15 protein-coding genes, 1 tRNA gene and 1 pseudogene are annotated in these 14,458 nt (G+C 55.0%); 8 read left to right on the top strand and 9 right to left on the bottom strand.

Annotation, left to right across the window (positions count from 1 at the left end):
- Positions 1-169: 169 nt before the first annotated feature.
- Positions 170-460 (top strand): annotated as a pseudogene (locus FHS72_RS14760) (integrase core domain-containing protein); the annotation flags it as partial.
- A gap of 53 nt (positions 461-513) precedes the next feature.
- Here the strand turns inward: FHS72_RS14760 and FHS72_RS14755 are convergent.
- The 6 genes from FHS72_RS14755 to FHS72_RS14730 all read right to left on the bottom strand — a co-directional run bounded on the left by FHS72_RS14755 (position 514) and on the right by FHS72_RS14730 (position 4,863).
- The gene (locus tag FHS72_RS14755) at positions 514-2,052 is read right to left on the bottom strand and encodes a tyrosine-type recombinase/integrase (RefSeq protein WP_183530464.1); all 1,539 of its coding nucleotides are present in this window, start codon (positions 2,050-2,052) and stop codon (positions 514-516) included.
- A complete protein-coding gene (locus FHS72_RS18410) occupies positions 2,052-2,486 on the bottom strand; it encodes a helix-turn-helix transcriptional regulator (RefSeq protein ID WP_221235434.1) in 435 nt (144 codons plus the stop codon). The genes FHS72_RS14755 and FHS72_RS18410 overlap by 1 nt, the downstream gene beginning before the upstream one ends.
- Positions 2,486-2,695: a MerR family transcriptional regulator gene (locus tag FHS72_RS14745; protein WP_183530463.1), complete on the bottom strand. Its 210-nt coding sequence runs from the start codon at positions 2,693-2,695 to the stop codon at positions 2,486-2,488. Before FHS72_RS14745 ends, FHS72_RS18410 begins: the two co-directional genes overlap by 1 nt.
- A gap of 91 nt (positions 2,696-2,786) precedes the next feature.
- Entirely contained in the window at positions 2,787-3,437 is a 651-nt protein-coding gene (locus tag FHS72_RS14740) for a hypothetical protein (RefSeq protein WP_183530462.1), read from the bottom strand.
- Positions 3,437-4,624: a tyrosine-type recombinase/integrase gene (locus FHS72_RS14735; protein ID WP_183530461.1), complete on the bottom strand. Its 1,188-nt coding sequence runs from the start codon at positions 4,622-4,624 to the stop codon at positions 3,437-3,439. The genes FHS72_RS14740 and FHS72_RS14735 overlap by 1 nt, the downstream gene beginning before the upstream one ends.
- Before the next feature lie 149 nt (positions 4,625-4,773).
- A tRNA-Ser gene (locus FHS72_RS14730) sits at positions 4,774-4,863 on the bottom strand.
- A gap of 227 nt (positions 4,864-5,090) precedes the next feature.
- Here FHS72_RS14730 and FHS72_RS14725 point away from each other — a divergent pair.
- The 7 genes from FHS72_RS14725 (at position 5,091) to FHS72_RS14695 (ending at position 11,538) form a co-directional block, all read left to right on the top strand.
- Positions 5,091-5,960: an SPOR domain-containing protein gene (locus tag FHS72_RS14725; protein ID WP_183530460.1), complete on the top strand. Its 870-nt coding sequence runs from the start codon at positions 5,091-5,093 to the stop codon at positions 5,958-5,960.
- 24 nt (positions 5,961-5,984) lie between these two features.
- On the top strand, positions 5,985-7,184 hold the full coding sequence (locus FHS72_RS14720) for a D-alanyl-D-alanine carboxypeptidase family protein (protein WP_183530459.1): 1,200 nt from the start codon (positions 5,985-5,987) through the stop codon (positions 7,182-7,184).
- A 3-nt stretch (positions 7,185-7,187) separates the two neighbouring features.
- Positions 7,188-7,808 carry a dTMP kinase gene (tmk, locus tag FHS72_RS14715; RefSeq protein ID WP_183530458.1) on the top strand — a complete coding sequence of 207 codons (621 nt, stop codon included), beginning with the start codon at positions 7,188-7,190 and terminating at the stop codon, positions 7,806-7,808.
- A complete protein-coding gene (locus FHS72_RS14710; RefSeq protein ID WP_183530457.1) occupies positions 7,805-8,926 on the top strand; it encodes a DNA polymerase III subunit delta' in 1,122 nt (373 codons plus the stop codon). Before tmk ends, FHS72_RS14710 begins: the two co-directional genes overlap by 4 nt.
- Before the next feature lie 9 nt (positions 8,927-8,935).
- Positions 8,936-9,724 (top strand): TatD family hydrolase, encoded by a 789-nt coding sequence (locus FHS72_RS14705; protein WP_183530456.1) that lies wholly within the window; start codon positions 8,936-8,938, stop codon positions 9,722-9,724.
- A complete protein-coding gene (locus FHS72_RS14700) occupies positions 9,721-10,536 on the top strand; it encodes an MBL fold metallo-hydrolase (protein ID WP_183530455.1) in 816 nt (271 codons plus the stop codon). Before FHS72_RS14705 ends, FHS72_RS14700 begins: the two co-directional genes overlap by 4 nt.
- Positions 10,537-10,608: 72 nt before the next feature.
- Entirely contained in the window at positions 10,609-11,538 is a 930-nt protein-coding gene (locus tag FHS72_RS14695) for an AEC family transporter (RefSeq protein WP_183530454.1), read from the top strand.
- 98 nt (positions 11,539-11,636) lie between these two features.
- Here FHS72_RS14695 and FHS72_RS14690 read toward each other — a convergent pair whose 3' ends face one another.
- The 3 genes from FHS72_RS14690 to FHS72_RS14680 are packed head-to-tail and all read right to left on the bottom strand — an operon-like array spanning position 11,637 to position 14,443.
- Entirely contained in the window at positions 11,637-12,533 is an 897-nt protein-coding gene (locus FHS72_RS14690) for an ABC transporter permease (protein ID WP_183530453.1), read from the bottom strand.
- 4 nt (positions 12,534-12,537) lie between these two features.
- The gene (locus tag FHS72_RS14685) at positions 12,538-14,151 is read right to left on the bottom strand and encodes an ABC transporter permease (protein WP_183530452.1); all 1,614 of its coding nucleotides are present in this window, start codon (positions 14,149-14,151) and stop codon (positions 12,538-12,540) included.
- 1 nt (position 14,152) lies between these two features.
- Positions 14,153-14,443 (bottom strand): DUF1330 domain-containing protein, encoded by a 291-nt coding sequence (locus tag FHS72_RS14680; RefSeq protein WP_183530451.1) that lies wholly within the window; start codon positions 14,441-14,443, stop codon positions 14,153-14,155.
- Positions 14,444-14,458: the final 15 nt, after the last annotated feature.

The raw sequence follows: 14,458 nt of genomic DNA, 5'->3' as shown, positions 1-14,458 counted from the left end.
GTCGCGTTCTGTGTAATACTTGTCTCGGTCATAGTCGGTCTCCTTTGCAGGGTGGTTTGTGCAAAACCACTGTAGAGACCTGAGGCACGGCTATGGCCACCTGCCGCGCTATATGAGTGCTGCACAGGCTGTCATAGCCTCTTAAGAAGCGTCATTCCGAAGGTGTTACGGAACCGAGTTCACAAGTATGGCGATCCTTAAATGGGTTCAGGATACTGGCGTCGATTGGCATTACATCGCGCCAGGAAAGCCCCAACAGAACGGCTTTATCGAAAGCTTCAATGGCAAACTCAGGGACGAATGTTTGAATGAAACACTATTTGGCACATTGCACGATGCCCGCAACACGCTTGAAGAATGGCAGGAGGATTACAACTGGCGCAGACCACATTCAGCATTGGGCAACCTCACCCCGGCGGAATTTTTGCAGAGAAAGGCAATGGACAAGATGGCGGCCTAACGCCAAAGATTTAACCTCAAGGAATCCGCCCAAAGCTGGAGGAAACTTGGGGCTCAGGTCACCACCACCGCATCAAAAAATGCGATCTTGTCCTCATCAGTCATCTGAGGAACATCCGATGCGCCGTAAGTGCCGATATTTTCCAAGACTTCAAACCGCTGATCTTCAGGCATCGTCCCGTAATGGCGTTCCGTGATTTGTTCTGTTTCATGCCCCATGTTCAGAGACCATGCTTTCCTTTCTTGATGGGTCAATGGACGCACGTCGCGTTCGGCTCCAATGGTGTGTTTTGCAGCATGCGGCGTATATGGCACTGCGAGTTCTCGACAGGCCACTTTGAACGCATCCGACACGGCATGGGTTGTCGTCATCACTGGGATCTGACGGGTAACACCTGCTTTGTGCTTCAGCCATTTTGTGTCTGGAAACAACGCATCTTCGTCTCCGAACCCCAACTGCCGAAGTCGCTCGACCCATTCCACAACGATCTTCTCAAACGTTCTAGCGATCGGAAACCAGAAAATGGTGATGCTTTTGCCACCCTTGGTCCGAGATACCCCGCCATCCTGTATGATCAATCGTTGCTCGATTTGAACGTGTTGCAGCTGAAGTGACGCGAGCGTGTCAGCCCGTAATGCCCCGAGAAACGCCAAGGCAAAAATGGCACGTGACCGCATTTCCGTGAGTGAACCTGAGGGCATGCCCAGAAGAATCTGTTCGGCTTCTTTAATGCTCGGGAAGTCCTTCTGTTTCGTTTGTGCTGACTTCGCGATAACCGCCTTGGGCACAACCAGGTAGCCCCGAAAGTCGCGAGGCAACCGTCGGAACCCCTCTTGCCCGATCAACCAATCAAAAAATAAGCCAAGGTATGAGATTGTGTGCTTTATTGAAGAGGCCGACAACTCGTCATCAGAAGTGACATTTGCACGGCGCTTGAGATCATCACGGACAGCAGTAAAATCGTCGATACGTAGCGTTCGAAAGGACTTACCCGACAAAAATTGTTCAAAATACCGGATCGCTGCGAGATGCTTCACAACAGTTTTTTCGTCATAGCGCCCAGCATACCCCTGCCACTTATGAATGATACGGTCGTTCTCAGAGGAGTAAATCGGGCTTTGAGGTCCCCCGTTTATCCAAATACCCCCACGTGATGGGGTCTTTTCTTCGCGATAACAGTCCATGGGGGTATTTGGATTGCGACAATCCAGAAACTTGTCGCAATCAGTCTCAGTCGTTATCTTTTGGACCTTGGATAAACACGAGGGGCAACGCGCCTGCAGCATCGGGCGGCCATTTTCGGCACGGATTTTGGCGATGGTTTCTGGCGCAGGTTTTACAGGCACTTGGCAAGTCCAGCATTGAAACTGTGAGGGCAAAAGTTTGCGGGCTTTCAGTAAGCGTTGAGACTTGTGGAACGCCACGACGACCGCCCCCCGAAATAAGTAGGGATGGTGCGCATCGGACGTCACCAAACCTTCCTTAACCCAGTTCGAGACCGTATTCGCGGTCACAGAATATGCGTCCATCAGCTGTTCAACCGAGTAGACGCGATCTTTCTTGAGGTGCACATTTTTGTAGGACTTCGTCATTAGTCTGCACCCAACGTCGTTGCTGAGCGCTTTTTGCGCTCGGCTTTACGCGCCTTTGCTTCAAACTGAATAAGGTCGCTCAGCTTCCAGCGCGATGTCCCCGCGCTCAGCTTGACAGGCGCCGGAAACGCTGGCTCACTGGCCAACCAGCGCCAAACCGACGCGCGCGAGATGTCATAGCGTTTCGCCACTTCACGATCTGAAAGAAAACATTCAGTGCAGCGAACACACTGGGCAGTTTGTTTCTTGACTGCAGTATCGCCGATCGAGACAGGCGCTGCTTCCGAAAGAAACATATCCAGCTGAACGCGCGACGTAGCTTTGCGCCCGTCGGAAGCGTCGGCGCTTTTGGGCGTATCCATGCGAGAGGGAAGAACATCGTCAGATTTGACATCCGACGCTGCGAGAGCGGGGTAAAGGGAAGAACGCGCCATCAATCTGCTCCACGAACTGGATCGACGCGTTGCGCCTCCACCCATTGATTAAGATCGACACCGCGATAAACGATCTTGCGACCAAGGCGGTAAAAGGCAGGGCCTACGCCTTTATGGCGCCATTGTGCCAGCTTGTCGCGGTCGCCGAGCAAAGCAAGCTCTGGGTCACCTAAGACATAGCTGCGTTCGTTTTTAAATATATTGGGCATTGCTGACCTTCATTCCATTGCGTTGAGTGCAGCGGAATGAAGGGGCTATAATTACGACAAACGGCAGTCCCCGATCTGCAAACCTGGGACCCTAAGTGCTTGATTTATATACAAAAGAAATTTTCTCACCTTCGTCAACATAGGGCTTGGAAGTCCCTTTTGGACAGTTTGAGGACAGCTGCCTCCGTATGCCTTCTGCGACCTCAAGCAACGCGTGGTTATCTAAACCTCTCTCTTTACAAAATGCCCGCGCAATACCGAAATGAACAACGCCGCGATAGGTATTCCACTTCTCTCGAAGCCCATTTTTGTCGCGCCCGCCGTTGAATTTCAGCTTTTGCGTTTTATGGCGGACGGTGTTTAACACTCCGATCACAGTATGAACTCCGCGAAACTTCCCCGCCTTGATGGATCGCCATATTTCCAATCCAATTTGGTCCGCAATACGAAGCTTCCGATTTTGCCCGTTATCAAACCGAGAAATAACATGCGTGAAAGCGACCGCACCATCACTCCACTCAGCGATGTCTAAGGCCATTTGGAGCAAATTTTCCGGCTTTTCCTCCAGCATCTCTTTTTTCCACTCATCATTTTTCATGAGACCTTTGAGTTCCCAGAGCTTCACTTGTTTGGCCAAATCAGAGATGGCTTTCTTGCGACCATCAAATGTGTCCTCGCTGAGTGCGGCACGGTAGTACTCGAGAATCGTCAAGTCCAATTCATCAATATACACCGTAAGCATTAATCCGTCCCACCAGATGAGATTGACCGCACGTATTCTGACCAATGCTCCATGAGCTTTCTCCTTTTTGCTAATAAATCGGACCGAGCATAAGCGCGCTCCACATCTGACCCGACGCGATGCGACAGGCTCATCTCAGCGACCTCTCGGGGCGCGTTCGCAACTTCAGACGCCCAATCGCGGAATGTGGACCGGAACCCGTGAACAGTCACGCCTTCAACATTCATTCTGCGTAGCAACATGAGCATCGACATGTTCGACATTGGCTTGTGGCGCTTTTGTCCCTCAAAAACAAAATCTGATTTGAGATCCTGCAACGGCTCAATGATTGCCAGCATCTCATCGGTTAGCGGCACGCGGTGTACCTCGCCGGTTTTCATCCGCTCCGCAGGGCAGGTCCACAACCGTTCATCAAAGTCGATTTCCGGCCAGCGCACCCCAAGAACCTCACCGGTGCGAGATCCGGTCAGGCAGGTAAAGCGAAGTGCACGTGCTGACATGGCATTGCGCGATGTGAGGTCAGCATAGAAGGCCGGCACATCTTGCCAGCGCATTGCCATATGGTGCTTTGGCTTTGCTTTTACTTTCGGAAGGACCTGCGCATCTTTGATTGCTGTCACTGGGTTCTCGCCCGATCGCAATCCTTTGGACTTTGCGACGTCTAAAACGATCTTGATACGCTGAGACAGGCGTCGCGCGGTTTCGTGCTTTTCTGTCCAAATAGGAGACAGGCACATCAACACCTCAGGCTGATCAATGCTATCAATCGGCATTCGGCCAATTTTGGGAAAGGCATAATCACGCAGTGTGTTGATCCATTGCTGGCCGTGCTTCTGGTTTTTCCAGGTTGGCATCCGGTCAATGTGGACCTGTTGCGCGACCTCCTCAAAAGTCGGCACCTCTTTGTGCGCGTTGAAACGAGGGTTGAGGCCTTGCTTTGCCATCCGGCGATATTCGAGCGCGCGCTCTCTGGCTTGGTTCAGCGTAACGATGTCCGCACCACCGAGACCAAAATCAGTACGCAGCGGCGCACCTTTTTTATTCTTTTGCCCTTTGACAACCACCCGAACGATCCAACGCCGCGCCCCTGACGGGTCAACAACGAGATACAATCCGTTGCCATCGCCGTGTCGCCCAGCGTTCAGGTTCTCGACCAATTTTTTCGTCAGCTTACCAGATAGGGCCATAACGCATACCACATTCCATACCACTCAAGGAACGAATATAGACGTAACTGAACGAAACTCAAGACAAACGAAAAATGCACGCAAGCCTATGCAAACAAAAGAAAAAAGCCGTTCAAAGCGGCCTTATCCAATCGAACAAAATTGTAAGATGGCGGAGGCTCAGGGATTCGAACCCTGGGAGGACTTTCACCCTCGTCGGTTTTCAAGACCGGTGCATTCGACCACTCTGCCAAGCCTCCGCTGGTGGGCTTCTTAGGGCGATTATTTCACGAGGTAAAGACCCTTCGACACGAAAATCAGCTCTGTGGAAATCCGCGCATCATTTTGTCTCAAGACTTCCAAAATCAGTGCCATGTCGCTATTGTTCGCTTTATATGGTGCTGGTGGTCAGTCGTATGGCCCGTGCGATAACAAAATTAGGTCTCGGAAAAACCGCGATCACTGGGCAAATTTGGGGCGATCCACAATGAAAACCGTATTGATTTCAAAAACTTGGCTGAAAAGCGGTCTTGTCGCGACATTGTTGTTTACAGTGGCCGCTTGCGAGGGCTTTGGCGAAGCTGACACCGCGACTAGCGGCACCGAAGCAGCCCTGCCCCTTCTTGGTGGCACGACCGAAGAGCGCGATATCGAAGCGCCAGAGATTTTCCAAAAAACGGAAAGCGGTCTGTGGGACGGTCGTCCGTCGCTTGGTGGTGTTTGGGTCGCACATCCTGATGTGACCGATCCAGAGCGCGTGATCATCCGCAACGAGTCCAACGGCAAGTTTGTGATCGGTGCATTATTCCGCCGCGAACGCGACAATCCAGGTCCTGAGCTTCAGGTGTCATCTGATGCGGCTCAAGAGTTGGGCATGCTCGCCGGATCGCCTGCGATGTTGAATGTTGTGGCCCTGCGCCGCGAAGCTGTCGAAATAGCGCCGCCCGCAACAACCGATTTCGACGCCCCTGTTGGGATCGCGGCGACAGCACTGGATGATGATCCGATTGCAGGTGCAGCCGCGGCTGTGACCGCCGCAGAAACCGCAGCCGCGGCCCCTGTTGCGACGCCAATCGCTGTAGCACCTGTGGCTGTTGCCGCCGCACCCCAAGCGACATCAACACTCGACAAACCGTTTATCCAGATCGGTATCTTTAGCGTTGAATCCAATGCAAATGACACCGCCGCATCCTTGCGAAACGACGGCATGTCCGCGTCCGTATTGGCCCAAAACAGCCAAGGCAAACCATTCTGGCGCGTGATTGTGGGCCCTGCCCCGACCTCCGCCGACCGGTCTGCGATCTTGGATAAAGTCAAGGCGCTCGGCTTTGCTGACGCTTATTTCGTAAGCAACTAAACCCTCAATTCGGAGCTGTCACCGATGACTATCCCGTTCATTCGTACCGGTCTTGCCATCATCGTCAGCCTGACGTGGGGCATGTCGGCGAGCGCGCAAACCTTCGATACACGCGCCTCGGCCGCCTATGTGATTGACCAGACCACTGGCACCGTTTTGCTGGACAAGAACGCGGACGAGCCACTGCCGCCTGCATCGATGTCCAAGCTGATGACGATCTACATGGCATTTGAAGCTGTGGCCGATGGGATTTTGGGTATCGACGAAGAACTACCTGTGTCTACCCACGCCGCAGCTTACGGTGGCTCGTCGATGTTCCTTGATACGACCGACCGCGTCAGCGTCGAAGACCTTTTGCGCGGCGTGATCGTACTATCGGGCAATGACGCAAGCGCCGTGCTGGCCGAGGCCCTGTCACTGGACGGCACCGAAGCAGGCTTTGCGCGTCAAATGACCGAACGCGGTCGTCGCATGGGCATGACCAATTCGACCTTCGCCAATTCCAACGGCTGGCCCGCTGCTGGACACCGCATGTCGATGCGCGATCTGGGCCTTTTGGCGAACCGATTGATCACCGACTACCCGACCTACTATCCGCTCTTCTCGGAAACCGAATTCGCATTCGACAACCGCGTCCCATCCAATTCGCGGAACCGCAACCCGATCCTGAGCCTTGGTATCGGGGCTGACGGCTTGAAAACCGGCCACACCCAAGAAGCAGGGTACGGTCTTGTCGGATCAGCAAAACAAGGCGACCGCCGGATCATTTTCGTGATCACCGGACTTGAGACCACCCAAGCCCGCGCGGAAGAAGCCGAGAAAATCGTCAACTGGGCGTTTCGCCAATTCGCGCAGAAACAAGTCGCGCAAGGCGGCACACGCATTGCAGAAGCCGATGTGTGGATGGGTGAAAAAGCGTCCGTTGGCCTGACTGTCGCCGACGATATTTCTCTGCTTGTGCCCGTCGTGAACCAAGACGGTTTGGACGCCGAAGTCATCTATACAGGCCCCTTCGAGGCGCCAATCGTTGCGGGCCAAGAGCTGGGCGAATTGGTGATCTCGCTTGATGGATTGCCTGCGCACCGCGTGCCTTTGGTTGCAGAAAGTGCCGTGTTGCGGGGCGGTTTCAAAACCCGTTTGCGTGTCGCGGCTGACGTGTTGTGGGAAAAATTCGGCCCCACGGCTGAGGCCCCCGCCGCCGATATCCCAGCGACCGAGTCTTAATTGATGACCACTGGCCGTTTCATCACCTTCGAGGGCATCGACGGCTCTGGTAAATCGACTCAATCGCAGACACTGAAAGCGGCAATCGAGGCGACTGGCCAAGACGTGATCCTGACCCGCGAACCCGGCGGATCACCCGGCGCCGAGGAAATTCGCAGCCTTGTGTTAACGGGCGAACCGGATCGTTGGTCGGCGGAAACCGAAATCCTACTATTCACTGCATCGCGTCGCGATCATCTGGAAAAGACGATTGAACCCGCCCTCAAGGCTGGCACTACCATCATCTCCGACCGTTTCGCCGATAGCACTCGTGTCTATCAGGGTGCGACTCGTGGCGACCTGCGCGGCAAAGTCGATCAGCTTCATGCGTTGATGATTGGCCGCGAACCGGACCTGACGTTCATCATCGACATGGACCCCGAAATCGCACTGAAACGCGGCCTCGCCCGTAATTCCGGCGAAGACCGTTTTGAAGATTTTGGCCTGCCGTTTCAAGAAACCTTGCGCCACGGGTTCTTGTCGCTTGCAAAATCCTTTCCCGAACGCTGCGTGCTGATCGACGGCAACCGTGCGCCGGACGCCATCGCGGCGGACATCGCCACACAATACGCAGCACGGACATGAGCGACGACATCCCCGAACCCGACCGGATCGCAGGTGCGCCGCACCCGCGCGAAACCGAAGTCCTCTTTGGCCAATCCGGTGCCGAAGCATCGTTTCTCGAAGCCTACAATTCCGGCCGCCTTCATTCTGGTTGGCTGATTACCGGACCACGCGGCGTTGGCAAAGCCACGCTCGCTTGGAAAATCGCGACGTTCTTGTTGGCCGAAGAACCGCAAGACGACGGGCTATTCGGCGCACCGCCCCCGCCCACATCATTGCAGGTAGACCCCGAACACCCAGACGCAAGGCTCGTACAATCGGGCGCGCATCCACGCTTGTTCGTTGTGCGCCGTCCTTACGACGACAAAACCAAAAAACTGAAATCTGAAATCACCGTCGATGCCGTGCGCGGCGTCAAAGGGTTTTTCCACATGTCCGCCACCGACGGCGGCAGGCGCGTTGTGATCGTGGACGCGGCGGACGAATTGAACCGCAACGCCGCGAACGCGATCCTGAAGGAGTTGGAAGAACCACCAGCCAACACCACGATACTGCTGATCGCACACCAACCCTCGCGGCTTTTGCCCACGATCAGGTCACGCTGCCGCGAACTACGCTGCCCGCCATTAGGGCCAGATGCGCTAAGCCAAGCCCTATCCCAAGCGGGCCATCCTGCAGACGCCACCGAAGCATTAACCGTGCTTGCTGGCGGATCGGCAGGCGACGCCATTGCGATGCTGAACCACGACGGATTGCCGCGTTACGCAGAAATCATCCGCACGCTCGAGAAACTGCCCAACGCCGACCGCCCTATGGCGCTGTCACTGGCCAACTCCTGCGCAGGTGTCGCGAACGTGATCCGCTACGGGCTGACGCTTGATCTGATCGACCACTTTTTAGCCCGCGCCGCCCGTGCCGGATTGCTTGGCGCACCTAGCACACAAGGCGCACCAGGCGAGGCGGAATTGCTCGCGCGCCTGTCCCCCGATGACCGCGCCGCACGCGCTTGGGCGCAATTGCAACAGGACCTTTCCGCGCGGATCAGACATGGACGGGCGGTGAACCTTGACCCTGCCGCCTTGGTCCTAGATATCGTATTCAAGATAGAAGAGACAGCACGGGCCGTTGCAGCCCGCTAAAGGCAGAACATGACCCTTCCCATCCTCGTCGATAGCCATTGCCACCTCGATTTTCCGGATTTTGACGATGAGCGTCCGGCGGTGATCCAACGGGCGCTTGACGCAGGTGTGACGCGGATGGTGTCGATCTGCACAAGGCTGCGCAATGAACCCGCCGTGCGGGCGATAGCCGAAGCCCACGATCCGGTTTTCTACGCCTGCGGCACCCACCCGATGTCCGCCGCCGAAGAACCATTGGCGACCGTCGATGAATTGGTCAAAATCGCTCAACACCCTAAGATGGTTGGCATCGGCGAAACGGGTCTCGACTACCATTACACCTTGGAAAGTGCGGATATCCAAAAGGAAAGTCTGCGCATTCACATCATAGCCGCCCGCGAAACGGGCCTACCTCTGATCATCCACGCACGTGGGGCCGATGACGATATGGCGCGGATCTTGGCCGATGAACACGCCAAAGGCGCATATGATTGTGTGATGCACTGCTTCTCTAGCTCACCGGAATTGGGCCGCGCTGCCCTTGATCTGGGGTTCTACCTGTCGATGTCCGGCATCGCGACCTTCCCCAAAAGCCAAGAGGTGCGCGACATTTTCGCCGCCGCCCCGCTGGACCGTATTCTGGTCGAAACCGACAGCCCGTATCTCGCGCCCCCGCCTCACCGTGGCCGCCGGAACGAGCCCGCATACACGGCACACACCGCCGCCAAAGGGGCCGAAGTGTTCGGCATATCGCTTGATGATTTCGCCAAAGCCACAACCGCCAATTTCGACCGTCTGTTCACCAAGGCGCGCGCATGAGCGACACACTCACCTTTCGTATTCTAGGCTGCGGGTCGTCCGGTGGCGTGCCGCGTCTGGCGGATACGGCTGGCGGAGATTGGGGCAATTGCGACCCGAAAAATCCAAAGAACAGGCGGCTGCGTTGTTCGCTCTTGGTGACACGTGAGGGGCCAAACGGCACAACCCGCGTGTTGATCGACACCACGCCCGACATGCGCCAGCAACTGCTGGATGCGGGCGTCGGCAGCTTTGATGCGGTCGTCTACACCCACGCCCACGCGGACCACCTGCACGGCATCGACGACCTGCGGATGGTCGTCTACAACATGCGCCAACGCTTGCAGGTCTACACCGATCCTGACACCCGCGACGCCATCCTCGACCGGTTCAGCTACGTCTTTGTCCAGCCCGAAGGGTCGTCATACCCGCCGATCAGCGACTTGAACGTTGTCTCACAACCCTTTGAAATCACAGGCGCAGGTGGGCCGATCCCGTTCATTCCAATCCCAGTCGAACATGGTGCTATGGTCACATACGGGTTCCGTATTGGCGATGCCGCCTATGTGCCAGACGTCGCCGATTTCCCAGACGATAGCTGGCAGCATCTGCAAAACCTCGACCTGTGGATCATCGACGCACTGCGCCGCGATCCACATCCAACCCATTCCCACCTTGACAAAACACTGGGCTGGATCGACACGATCAAACCGACCAAAGCCGTGTTAACCAACATGCACAACGATCTGGACTACGCGACTTTGGCCGCTGAGACACCCGACCATATCCAACCGGCCTACGACGGCCTGACACTGACGTTGCCGATCACTTAAGGCACAACCGTCCGCTTCTTTGGCTTTTTCCCAATCCCCGCCGGAGGCTCCGACACATCGAAAGCCACTGCCATGGGCGCACTTATTAACGTCATCCTTCCTGTATTCCTCGTTCTCGCCTTTGGCTACATTGCCGTTTGGCGAAACGTCTTTAGCGACCAAAACGTCGACGGCGTGATGCGCTTTACGCAGAACATCGCCATCCCCTGCCTGCTGTTCAGTGCCATTTCGCGGCTCGATCTCGAACAGAATTTTGACGTAGCGCTACTGGGTAGCTTCTATTTTGGTGCAATCGCGGGCTTTGCCGTGGGGCTGCTTGGCGCACGCTACATCTTCAAACGCGATTGGGAAGACAGCGTTGCAATCGGCTTTGTCGGGCTGTTTTCCAACTCTTTGATGCTCGGCCTGCCGATCACCGAAAGAGCCTACGGGATCGGCGCACTCGAAGCGAATTACACCATCATCGCGTTCCATTCGCCCAGCTGTTACCTGATCGGCATCACAGCGATGGAGATCGCCCGGAACAAAGGTGGATCCCTCGCGTCCCTGCCCGGCAAAGTCCTGAAGGCCATGTTCAGCAATGCGCTCGTCGTCGGGGTCACGCTTGGGTTTATAGTTAACCTCAGCGGCACGACATTGCCCAACGTCTTGACCGATGCGATTGACATGATCGCGCGTACTGCCGTGCCTGCCGCGCTGTTTGGCTTGGGTGGCGTGCTCTATCACTACCGCCCCGAAGGTGATCTCAAGACGATCATGTTCGTCGTCGCGATCTCGTTGATTTTGCACCCGAGCATCGTTTGGATCTTGGGCAAATGGACTGATCTCAGCACCGATGCGTTCCGTTCTGCGATCCTGACATCAGCCGTCGCGCCAGGGATCAATGCCTACGTCTTTGCGAATATGTACGGCAAAGCAAAGCGGGTCGCGGCGTCCGCGGTGCTGTTCAGTACCGTTTTATGCATCGTGACCATCTGGGTATGGCTCGCCATTCTGCCGTGAGCTTAAACAAAAATTCGTAACCCAAAAGAAAATCGCCAAAGCGTTTTGAACAAACGCTTTGGCGACACATCATGCAATCAGTTCAGTCCGGCGACATCTTAGCTAGGCGACATGCCCCGCAGCCGTTCGGACCTGCGGCGCAGCACTTCCAACACAATCAATAGCAGGATTGAAATCCCAATCAGGATTGTTGCCACGGCCAAGATTGTCGGGCTGATTTGTTCACGCAGACCCGTAAACATTTGCCATGGCAGGGTTTTCTGGCCAGCAGAGCCGACAAACAACACCACCACAACTTCGTCAAACGACGTGATGAATGCGAACAGGCCACCTGACACAACGCCTGGCAAAATCAGCGGCATTTGTATCCGGAAGAACGTTGTCACCGGCCCTGCCCCCATATTCGCGGCTGCCCGCGTCAAGGAATTATCAAAGCCCACCAGCGTCGCCGTAACCGTGATAATCACAAAGGGAATGCCCAAAGCGGCATGCGCCAAGACCACACCAATATACGTCCCCGTCAGCGTGAAAGGCAATTCAACTTTGCCGTAGAACGGAATCGGGATGTATGGGTTTGAGTAGAAGAAATACATGCCAGTCGCCGAAATGATCAGCGGCACGATCATCGGCGAGATCAAGATTGCCATGATCGCACGACGGAATGGCACGTGGCTTTGTGACAAACCAATCGCGGCCAATGTACCCAATGACACCGAAATAATCGTCGCCACCGGTGCGATCTTCAACGAATTCCGCAAGGCCAACTGCCAGTCGGAATTTGAAAAGAAATCCTCGTAGTGTTTGGTCGAGAACCCAGCCGGATCAAGCGCCAGCATCTCTGGCGTGAAGGTGAAAAAGTTCTCTGCGTTGAAGGACAACGGAATGATGACCAAGATCGGTGCGATCAGGAAGAAGAAAATCAGCCCGCAGATCACTCGAAATGAATAGTACCAAACCCGTTGTCCGGGGCTCGCGTATGTTGGCAATCCTGACATGGCTTTAGCCCCCCAATTTCACGTTATCGATGCCGACGATCTTGTCGTAGGCGTAGTAGAACAGCATCACAATTGCGAGCAGGATCGCCCCAAGTGCAGCCGCAAGGCCCCAGTTCAGCGATGTCGAGATGTGATAAGCGATCCGGTTTGAGATAAAGACACCCTTGGTCCCGCCCACGATTTCCGGCGTGATGTAGTAACCAATCGACAGGATGAACGCGAGGATCGACCCCGCACCAATGCCCGGAATAGACTGCGGGAAATACACGCGCCAGAACGCGGTCCAGTTGGTTGCACCCAGCGATTTCGCTGCCCGCAGATAGGTCGGCGGGATGGTTTTCATCACCGAATACAGTGGCAAAATCATAAACGGCAGCAGGATATGCGTCATCGCGATGATCGTACCGGTTTGGTTATTAATCAGTTGTAATCGATTGTCATCCGCCACAAGGCCGATCCAAACAAGGATATCGTTGATCACCCCTTGCTGTTGCAACAGCACTTTCCAAGCCGATGTCCGCACCAGCAATGACGTCCAGAATGGCAGCAGAACAAGGATCATCAACAAATTCGCTTTGCGCGCAGGCAAGTTCGCCAGCAACCATGCAATCGGATAGCCCAGCACGATACAGCTGACTGTAATCGTGAACGACATGATCATCGTGCGGATAAACAACGTGACATAAACTTGCTCGTTTTCAGGTCGCGCTTCTGATCCGTCAGCGCCTTTGAGCCGGTCAATAGAATTGAGGAAATAACCATCGGTATAGGCAGGACTATAGGTCTGGATCGTGCGCCAGACATCGGTGCTGCCCCAGTCTTCATCGACGTCAATGAAAATCGCCTTTGGATCGTCCAAAGTCGTGGCAGCCATCGCTGCTTTGACGTCAGAAAATACCGCTTGGCCGAACGCATCCAACCCGTCTGGGGTCTCTGCGGTAACGATTTCTTGGGCAAAAACATGCGACACAATCGGCCATTGTTTTTCAGTCAACGGATTGTCGCCCTCGGCCCCTACCATATTGGCAAATGACGTATAAAGACGTGTTGTTTCAGGCAATGCGGCGGCCATCTCTGGTCGCGCTTCAAATGCAGGTGCGGTGCCTTCGCCGTCCCATGCATCGAGATCAGCCGTCCAACGGGCAGTCCCCAGCAATCCGCCAAATGCAGACCGTTCTGCCCAAGCGGGCGAGAGGGCTTCCAATGCGTCTTGTGCGGCTTCACCAACTTCGTCAACGCTACGTCCGGTTTTACGGAACAGCGACGAAATGCCAGTCAATTCATAGTTCAAACGGCTACCGAGCCGCGTGTGGCTTTTTTCTTCAACGGCAATCGACAGATCACGAGCCAGCGCTTCGAACACGGCTGCATCGGGTTCCGCGCCACTGGTCGCGTCCCAGTCTTTCAACTCAACCACAGTCCGTGGGAGCGTCTCGCCTACGATCTGGTTTTCGACAGATCGGAACAGCATATCCGCAATCGGCATTACGAAGGACAGCAGGATAAATAACAACAGCGGTGCGATGAGCATCAGCGCCCGCAATTTCTGCCGGCGCAATGCGCGGTTCAACGATGTTTTCAGAGGGCGGCCATCAGCGGCCAGAACCTGTTCAGCCATTTTATGCGGCCCCTTCTACGACGACGATCATGCTCTCGGCATTTGCGATGCGTATTTTCATAACGTCTTGATATTCTTCTGAGTAATAAGCGGCCTTTGCAGCAGCAAAATCCGGATATTCGAAACACACGTGACGTGTGAACTTTGGGCCTTCCGGGGTCTCGGATTGACCACCACGGATAATCGGTTTGCCGCCAAACTGCGCCATAATCTGCGTATTGCGTGCGACGTAATCAGCATAGGCATCTGCGTCATGCACTGTGACATGACCGATAATATAACCTTTTGGCATTCAGCCCCCAAAGTC

The organism is Yoonia ponticola, from assembly GCF_014199395.1.
In the GTDB taxonomy this organism is placed as follows: domain Bacteria; phylum Pseudomonadota; class Alphaproteobacteria; order Rhodobacterales; family Rhodobacteraceae; genus Yoonia; species Yoonia ponticola.
Note: the sequence above shows the minus strand (reverse complement) of the source record. Positions and strands in the feature narration are given on the sequence as shown.

Bases quoted from the DNA above. Each gene is read 5' to 3' on its own strand.
- FHS72_RS14755 (WP_183530464.1), bottom strand. From the start codon at position 2,052: ATGACGAAGTCCTACAAAAATGTGCACCTCAAGAAAGATCGCGTCTAC.
- FHS72_RS18410 (WP_221235434.1), bottom strand. From the start codon at position 2,486: ATGGCGCGTTCTTCCCTTTACCCCGCTCTCGCAGCGTCGGATGTCAAA.
- FHS72_RS14745 (WP_183530463.1), bottom strand. From the start codon at position 2,695: ATGCCCAATATATTTAAAAACGAACGCAGCTATGTCTTAGGTGACCCA.
- FHS72_RS14740 (WP_183530462.1), bottom strand. From the start codon at position 3,437: ATGCTTACGGTGTATATTGATGAATTGGACTTGACGATTCTCGAGTAC.
- FHS72_RS14735 (WP_183530461.1), bottom strand. From the start codon at position 4,624: ATGGCCCTATCTGGTAAGCTGACGAAAAAATTGGTCGAGAACCTGAAC.
- FHS72_RS14725 (WP_183530460.1), top strand. From the start codon at position 5,091: ATGAAAACCGTATTGATTTCAAAAACTTGGCTGAAAAGCGGTCTTGTC.
- FHS72_RS14720 (WP_183530459.1), top strand. From the start codon at position 5,985: ATGACTATCCCGTTCATTCGTACCGGTCTTGCCATCATCGTCAGCCTG.
- tmk (WP_183530458.1), top strand. From the start codon at position 7,188: ATGACCACTGGCCGTTTCATCACCTTCGAGGGCATCGACGGCTCTGGT.
- FHS72_RS14710 (WP_183530457.1), top strand. From the start codon at position 7,805: ATGAGCGACGACATCCCCGAACCCGACCGGATCGCAGGTGCGCCGCAC.
- FHS72_RS14705 (WP_183530456.1), top strand. From the start codon at position 8,936: ATGACCCTTCCCATCCTCGTCGATAGCCATTGCCACCTCGATTTTCCG.
- FHS72_RS14700 (WP_183530455.1), top strand. From the start codon at position 9,721: ATGAGCGACACACTCACCTTTCGTATTCTAGGCTGCGGGTCGTCCGGT.
- FHS72_RS14695 (WP_183530454.1), top strand. From the start codon at position 10,609: ATGGGCGCACTTATTAACGTCATCCTTCCTGTATTCCTCGTTCTCGCC.
- FHS72_RS14690 (WP_183530453.1), bottom strand. From the start codon at position 12,533: ATGTCAGGATTGCCAACATACGCGAGCCCCGGACAACGGGTTTGGTAC.
- FHS72_RS14685 (WP_183530452.1), bottom strand. From the start codon at position 14,151: ATGGCTGAACAGGTTCTGGCCGCTGATGGCCGCCCTCTGAAAACATCG.
- FHS72_RS14680 (WP_183530451.1), bottom strand. From the start codon at position 14,443: ATGCCAAAAGGTTATATTATCGGTCATGTCACAGTGCATGACGCAGAT.